The organism is Nonomuraea sp. NPDC005650 (assembly GCF_040605375.1).
GTDB lineage: Bacteria > Actinomycetota > Actinomycetes > Streptosporangiales > Streptosporangiaceae > Nonomuraea.
Genome location: NZ_JBEXCR010000055.1, coordinates 82,239 through 88,965 on the forward strand (window position 1 = coordinate 82,239; position 6,727 = coordinate 88,965).

Annotated in this window: 8 protein-coding genes; 4 read left to right on the forward strand and 4 right to left on the reverse strand. The window is 72.0% G+C overall.

Annotation, left to right across the window (positions count from 1 at the left end; genetic code table 11):
• Positions 1 to 71: 71 nt before the first annotated feature.
• Complete coding sequence (locus ABZS69_RS57085) at positions 72 to 1,118, reverse strand: cation diffusion facilitator family transporter (protein ID WP_355390078.1); 1,047 nt, start codon at positions 1,116 to 1,118, stop codon at positions 72 to 74.
• A gap of 48 nt (positions 1,119 to 1,166) precedes the next feature.
• Here ABZS69_RS57085 and ABZS69_RS57090 point away from each other — a divergent pair, with 48 nt between their 5' ends.
• Together ABZS69_RS57090 and ABZS69_RS57095 are read left to right on the forward strand one after the other, a co-directional pair.
• Entirely contained in the window at positions 1,167 to 1,523 is a 357-nt protein-coding gene (locus ABZS69_RS57090) for a metalloregulator ArsR/SmtB family transcription factor (protein ID WP_355390080.1), read from the forward strand.
• Positions 1,524 to 1,573: 50 nt separating this feature from the next.
• Positions 1,574 to 2,938, forward strand: a complete 1,365-nt coding sequence (locus ABZS69_RS57095) for an FAD/NAD(P)-binding protein (RefSeq protein ID WP_355390082.1) — start codon at positions 1,574 to 1,576, stop codon at positions 2,936 to 2,938.
• A gap of 15 nt (positions 2,939 to 2,953) precedes the next feature.
• Here ABZS69_RS57095 and cynS read toward each other — a convergent pair whose 3' ends face one another.
• The gene (gene cynS, locus ABZS69_RS57100) at positions 2,954 to 3,397 is read right to left on the reverse strand and encodes a cyanase (protein ID WP_355390084.1); all 444 of its coding nucleotides are present in this window, start codon (positions 3,395 to 3,397) and stop codon (positions 2,954 to 2,956) included.
• A gap of 147 nt (positions 3,398 to 3,544) precedes the next feature.
• Here cynS and ABZS69_RS57105 point away from each other — a divergent pair, with 147 nt between their 5' ends.
• Both ABZS69_RS57105 and ABZS69_RS57110 read left to right on the forward strand, forming a co-directional pair.
• Positions 3,545 to 4,732 carry a molybdopterin molybdotransferase MoeA gene (locus tag ABZS69_RS57105; RefSeq protein WP_355390086.1) on the forward strand — a complete coding sequence of 396 codons (1,188 nt, stop codon included), beginning with the start codon at positions 3,545 to 3,547 and terminating at the stop codon, positions 4,730 to 4,732.
• A 130-nt stretch (positions 4,733 to 4,862) separates the two neighbouring features.
• Entirely contained in the window at positions 4,863 to 5,888 is a 1,026-nt protein-coding gene (locus ABZS69_RS57110; protein WP_355390088.1) for a M24 family metallopeptidase, read from the forward strand.
• A 27-nt stretch (positions 5,889 to 5,915) separates the two neighbouring features.
• Here ABZS69_RS57110 and ABZS69_RS57115 read toward each other — a convergent pair whose 3' ends face one another.
• A complete protein-coding gene (locus ABZS69_RS57115) occupies positions 5,916 to 6,164 on the reverse strand; it encodes a hypothetical protein (RefSeq protein WP_355390090.1) in 249 nt (82 codons plus the stop codon).
• Positions 6,161 to 6,727, reverse strand: a 567-nt coding sequence (locus tag ABZS69_RS57120) for a TOBE domain-containing protein (RefSeq protein WP_355390092.1), incomplete at its 5' end; no start/stop codon positions are given. The genes ABZS69_RS57120 and ABZS69_RS57115, both read right to left, overlap by 4 nt.

The following is a 6,727-nucleotide window of genomic DNA, read 5'->3' on the forward strand; positions in this document are numbered from 1 at the left end:
CCGCCGCTGAAGCCGCGGCCCGGGCACGGCCTGCACGCCACGCCGGAGCCGCTCGGCCCGGCCTGCTCCGGCTAGCGGTGGGCCAGCAGCGGCGCGTGGTGATCCGTCCCGTGCGGGCCGTCGGGGTCGGCGTGCACGGTGGCGGCGCTCAGCCTCGGCAGGTCGTGGATCAGCCGGTGCTCGGCCGCCACGGCCACGGCGTGCGCCTCGACCAGCGACAGCTCGTGATCGACCTGGATGTCCACCTCCGCGCGCATCGCGTGCCCGATCCAGCGCAGCCGTACCGACCCCACCCGCCTGACGCCGGGCACCGCGGCCAGGATCTGCTCGGCCTGCTCGACCAGCGCCGGGTCGACGCCGTCCATCAGCCGGTGGTAGATCTCGCGGGCGGCGTCGCGCAGCACGAAGCAGATGGCCACGGTGATCAGCAGGCCCACGATCGGGTCGGCGATGGGGAAGCCCAGCGCGGCGCCGCCGGCGCCGACGAGCACGGCCAGCGAGGTGAAGCCGTCGGTACGCGCGTGCAGCCCGTCGGCCACCAGCGCGGCCGAGCCGATCTCCCGGCCGACCTTGATCCGGTACCGGGCCACAAGCTCGTTGCCGAGGAACCCGACGAAACCGGCGCCGGCCACCCAGGCGAGCGCCTCGACGTTCTGCGGGTCGATGAGGCGCTTGACCGCCTCGTATCCCGCCAGCCCCGCCGACGCCGCGATCAGCAGCACGATGACGATGCCCGCCAGGTCCTCGGCCCGGCCGTACCCGTAGGTGAAACGGCGGGTCGCCGCACGCCTGCCGAGCGAGAACGCGATGGCCAGCGGGACGGCCGTGAGCGCGTCGGCGAAGTTGTGCAAGGTGTCGCCGAGCAGCGCGACCGAGCCGGAGTAGGCGACGATGACCGCCTGGGCCACGGCGGTGACCATGAGGGCGGCGAACGAGATGGCCAGCACCCGCATGCCGCGACTGCTGGACTCCAGGGCCGCGTCGGTCTTGTCCGCGCTGTCGTGGCTGTGCGGGGTGATCACGTGCTTGAGAGAGCCCAGGGCCCGCTTGATCCCACGGTCGTGTCCGTGCCCATGTCCGTGGCCCTGCCCGTGTCCGTGTCCGTGCTGATCCGACATGTCCACCTTCCTTGCCTGAAATAACTCGCGGCGGCAGTATATGTAGTCATGTACGCACGCGACAACGAATCAGGTGCCAACTCTGCGCAGGAGCAACCCACTGACAGGCAGGTCAGAGCGGCTGTCGACGCATTCCGCCTGCTCAGCGACGGCACCCGGCTGCGGCTGATGTGGCTGCTCTCGTCCGGCGAGTACGACGTGACCAGCCTCACCGAGGCCATCGCGGTCGCGCGCCCCTCGGTCTCCCAGCACCTGGCGAAACTCCGCTACGGCGGGCTGGTGGAGACACGCAGGGACGGGCGTCGCGTGCTGTACCGGGCACGCGACGCCCACGTCCGCTCGCTCATCAAGGAGGCCCTGTTCCACGCCGGCCACGAGGTGTCGGGCATCCCCCGGCACGACTGAGCGAAGCCGCTTCACCGATCCCCCTCATATCCTGCAGGTATAGTGGGTTTATGCGGAGACCCTCAGTCACCATCGTCGGTGGCGGCGCGAGCGGCGCACTGGCCGCGATCCACCTGCTGCGGCTCGCCCGCAGGTCCGGGACGGCGGTGGCCGTCACGCTGCTCGACCGGCAGGGCCGGCACGCGCTCGGCCAGGCGTACGCCACCACCGACCCGCACCACCTGCTCAACACCCCGGTCGAGAGGATGAGCGCTCTCGAGGACGAGCCGGAGCACCTGCTCGACTGGGCACGCGCCGCGGGCCTGGACGTGGACGACGCCGGCTACCTGCCCCGGGCCGTTTACGGTCGCTACCTGCGCGAAGTGCTGGCCGACGCCGAAGATCCGCCCACCCGCCCGCTCCACCGGGTCACCGCCACGGCCGTCGCGCTGGAGGGCGAGCACACCGTACGACTGGCCGACGGCCGGCGCGTCGAATCCGACGCGGTCGTCCTGGCCCTCGGCAACCGGAGCCCCGCACCCGTGCCCGGCGTGGCCGCCCATCCCCGGCACCTCGCCGACCCGTGGGCCGGCGGCGCGCTGGCCGGGATCGACGACGGCACGCCCGTGCTGGTGCTCGGCACCGGGCTGACCATGGTGGACGTGGCCCTCACCGTGACCCGGACGCATCCGGGCACGGTGGTGTACGCGCTGTCACGGCATGCCCTCCTGCCGCGCCCGCACCTGTCCAGCCCGGCCGCGCCTCTCCCCGTGACGATTCCCGACGGGCCGTTGCGGGTCGCCGGGCTGCTGCGCGCCACGCGGCACGCCGTACGGGACAGCGACGGCGACTGGCACGGCGTCATGGAAGGGCTGCGACCGCACGCGCAGGCGCTGTGGCAGCAGCTCAGCCTGGAGGAGCGACGGCTGTTCCTGCGGCGGGTGGCGCGCTACTGGGAGATCCACCGCCACCGCATCCCGCCCGCCTCCGCGGCGGCCATCGCCGAGCTGCGGGCCTCCGGCCGGCTACGGCTGCTGCGCGGCAGCCTGATCGAGGCCGCGCCCTCGGCCGGCGGCCTGCGCGTCCGCGCCGACCTCGACGGCGTCGCGACCGATCTCGATGTCGGCTGGCTGGTCAACGCCACGGGCCCCGCCGCCGACGTCACCACCGACCCCTTCCTCGCGGGCCTCGTCGCCGCCGGGACCGCACGGCTTGACCCGCTGCGCCTCGGCCTCGACGCCGGCGCGGACGGCGCGGTGCTGGACGCGACCGGACGGCCGGATGAACGGCTCTTCGCGCTGGGCCCCCTGCTGCGCGGCACCCTGTACGAGACCACGGCCGTGCCGGAGATCCGGGCGCAGGCGGCGGCCCTCGCACCACGCCTGATGGAGGTGGCCGCTTCGGTCACCGCTCACGCGCTCAGCGGCGCGGGATGATCGGCTTCTGGTCCGTCACCACTGGTAGGGCAGGTACTTCCCGTCCATGGTGATGACGACGCGGTCGCCGGCCGGGTCCGGCACCCGCCGCACGTCCAGGCGGAAGTTGATGGCGCTCATGATGCCGTCCCCGCACTGCTCGTGGATCAGCTCCTTGATGGTGGGCCCGTACACCTGGATGACCTCGTAGAGGCGGTAGATCGTCGGATCGACCGGGACGGCGGCGTCGAGCGCCCCGCGGGTGGGCTGCAACTGGAGGGCCAGCGCGACGTCTTCGCCGAGCTCCAGGAGGGCTGCCGCCGTGGCGGCTTCGTCCTTGCTCATCGGGTGCTGGCCGAGCAGCGCGGCCGTCGTCCACGCCAGGGGTTTGCCGACCGCCTCGGCGAGCTGGGCCCACGTCACCCCCGTGACGACCTTGGCGTGCCGGACCGCTTCAGCCGCTTCCTGCTTGGTGAGCACTACGCCTCCATTTTGCATACAGCATACAATTATCGTAATTTAACACCCTCAACACGATTCGCAAGGGCATCGCGTTCCACGTGACCGCGGGTACAAGGTGTGAGTTCCACGAACCACAGCCGAACCCTGCAGATGGGACCGTGACACATGATCATTACAGCCGATCGGCGAACACGTCGTGACGTCGCCTGGGCGGCGGCGAGGGAGTACGCGCACGCGGCGGCCGAGCCGACCTCGCCCGTGCGCGTGGCACTCGGCCAGGCGGCGGGCCTGGTGCTCGCCGAGGATCTCGTCGCGGCGACGCCGCTGCCGGCCTTCGACACGGCCGCGATGGACGGGTTCGCCGTGGCGGGCGCCGGTCCGTGGCTGATCGTCGGCAGCGCCCGCCCCGGACGGCCATGGACGGGTGAACGGCTGGAGGCCGGTCGCGCCGTGGAGATCTCGACCGGGGCCGTCGTTCCTCCGGGGGCGTGGGCGGTGCTTCCGATCGAGTCGGCCGTTCCCGGCGACGGTGATGTGGCCGGTCCCGAGTTGCCGAGCGGAAAGCACATCCGGCACGCGGGAGAGGACGCCCGCGCCGGTGCGCGGCTGGTGCCCGCGGGCACCCCTGTGGGCCCCGCGCTCCTCGGCCTGGCCGCCTCCTGCGGGTATGACGAGCTGCCGGTCCGTCGCAAGCCGGCCGTACGGGCGATCGTCACCGGGGATGAGCTGGTCCATCATGGGCAACCCGGGCCGGGCCGGGTCCGCGACGCCCTCGGCCCGCTGCTGCCGTCGCTGATCGCGGAGCTCGGCGGCTGCCTCGACGGCCTCGTCCACGTGCCCGACCGGCCCGATACCGCGCTGAGCGAGGCGGTGGAGGCGTCCGCCGACGCCGATGTCATCGTGGTCACCGGGTCGACGTCGGTCGGCGTCACCGACGGCCTCCGCCGACTGCTCGCCGAACGTGACGCCCTCTGGATCGTCGACGCGGTCGCGTGCCGGCCCGGCCACCCCCAGCTCCTCGCCCGGCCGCGCGGCGGCCCGTACGTCGTCGGCCTTCCCGGCAACCCGTTCGCCGCGCTGATCGCCGCGCACACGCTGCTCGGCCCGCTCCTCGCCGGGCTGTCCGGCCGAGCGCTCGGCGGCCTGCCGCAGGCCCCGCTGATCACTCAGGTCCAGGCGCCCGCCGGCCACACCCGCATCGTCCCGGTCGTCTGGGACGGCCCCGGCGTGCGGGCTCTCGGCGGAGACCGTCCTGCGTTCCTCAACGGCGCGGCCATCGGGGACGCCCTGGCCGCGGTCCCGCACGGCGCCGAACCCGGCCGGCCGGTGCCGCTCGTCCTGCTGCGCGCTTGAACGTCTACCGCCCGGCACCGCGTGCCGGGGCCCACAGCGTTCGTACGGCGGATCACAAGACAGATGCCCATATATCCTGGCAATTGCGAAATCACATCTTGAAGATGCGGCAGGCCCTCAGGGAGCTCACTTGTCCAATCAGCTGCTGTTCTCCTACGGGACCTTGCGGCTGCCGCAGGTGCAGGTGGCCCGGTTCGGGCGCGAGCTTGACGGGCGCCCGGACGCGCTGCTGGGCTTCCGCCTGGAGACGGTGACCATCACCGATCCCGCGGTGATCGCCGACAGCGGAAGCGACGAACACCCCATGGCCGTACGCTCCGACGACCCGCACGACGCGATCGACGGCATGGTGTTCACCCTCACCCCGGAGGATCTCGCGGCGGCCGACGCCTACGAGGTCGACGACTATCTGAGAGTGCGGGCGGATCTGCGATCCGGCGAGAAGGCCTGGGTCTACGTGGACGTCGCGACCGCCGAGGACTTCCGCGCCCAGCGCCTGCTCGACGCCCAGGACCAGGCGATCGCGCTGTTCGACGAGATCGTCAAGCGAGACCTCATCGTCGCGGGCGAGACCGAACGGGCGATCAGCGACAGGATCCGCGATCTGGCCGACGAGCTGTTCGGAACCACGCGCCACTGGCACAAGCGCATCATCAGGTCCGGCCCGAACACCCTCTTCCCCTACCGCGAGAACCCGCCGGACCGGACCGTCGAGGACGGCGACATCGTCTTCGCCGACTTCGGCCCGATCTTCCAGGAGTTCGAAGCCGATCTCGGCCGTACCTACGTCCTGGGCGACGAGCCCGTCAAACACCGCCTGGCCGCAGACCTGCCCGTCATCTTCGAGGCCGGGCGCCGTTACTTCGCCGACCACCCCGGCATCACCGGAGCCCAGCTCCATGCCGAGGTCGGCAGGCTCGCGCGAGAGGCCGGCTGGACGCTCGGCGGCACGCACGCCGGCCATCTCGTCGGCGAATTCCCCCACGAGGAGATCGACGCCGCCAAGATCGAGTCCTACATCGCCCCCGGGAACACCACGCCGATGCGGCGCACCGACCGTGCGGGCCGCGTCTGCCACTGGATTCTGGAGGTTCACCTGATCGACGCCGCCGGCGGCTACGGCGGCTTCTACGAACAACTCCTCGACCTCGGCTGAGCCCGCGCGAAAAGCTCGGTTACGAGGCTAGACGCGGGAGCAGGGCGGGTCGGCCCAGTGCAGGGCGATGTACGGCTCGGCCTGGCCCCAGTAGCGGATCCGTTCGCGGGTGATGCGGTAGCGGGCGCACTCCTCGGGCTCTCCGGACAAGCTCCGCGGCACCGGGATGACCAGGATGCCGATCTCCTGGTCGATGTGGGTGAGCAGGCCGTGGCAGGGCCCGCCCAGGCAGATGGCGTTGCAGTCGTGGCCGTCACCGGGCCGTTCGGCGTTCATGCCGGGTAGATGTGGGTTTCGGTGGCCTTGACCGAGGCCCAGATGGCCTGGCCGGGGGTCAGGTCGAGCTCGGCCAGGGCGGCCGGGGTGATGTCGGCGAAGGCCGTGATCGGCCCGTCGAGGTGCACCCGGACGTTGTCGCCGTGCCGTTCGACGCCGTCGATGCGGGCCTGCCAGACGTTACGCGGGCTGCCGTCCGGCCGCGAGCGGTACAACGCCACCGCCGACGGCGAGAACGCCAGGAACGCGGGCCCCTCAAGTCGGTCCGAGGTGCTGATCAACAGTTCACCCACCTTCATCCGAGCCCCGTCGGCCACACCTCGGTAGAGGTTGAGCCCGACGAGGCGGGCGACATAGTCGGTACGCGGACGCCGGGCGACCTCGGCAGGGGTGCCCTGCTGGACGACGGCGCCGTTCTCGATGACGATCAGCCGGTCGGCCAGCACCATCGCGTCCAGCGGGTCGTGAGTGACCAGCACGGTCGCGCCGGCGAAGCCGGCCAGGTGGCGGCGCAGCTGGGAACGGATCTCCAGCCGGGTGTGCGCGTCCAGCGCCGCCAGCGG

Excerpts from the sequence above, each read along its gene's own strand:
- ABZS69_RS57085 (WP_355390078.1), bottom strand. The coding sequence starts at position 1,118 with ATGTCGGATCAGCACGGACACGGACACGGGCAGGGCCACGGACATGGG.
- ABZS69_RS57090 (WP_355390080.1), top strand. The coding sequence starts at position 1,167 with ATGTACGCACGCGACAACGAATCAGGTGCCAACTCTGCGCAGGAGCAA.
- ABZS69_RS57095 (WP_355390082.1), top strand. The coding sequence starts at position 1,574 with ATGCGGAGACCCTCAGTCACCATCGTCGGTGGCGGCGCGAGCGGCGCA.
- ABZS69_RS57105 (WP_355390086.1), top strand. The coding sequence starts at position 3,545 with ATGATCATTACAGCCGATCGGCGAACACGTCGTGACGTCGCCTGGGCG.
- ABZS69_RS57115 (WP_355390090.1), bottom strand. The coding sequence starts at position 6,164 with ATGAACGCCGAACGGCCCGGTGACGGCCACGACTGCAACGCCATCTGC.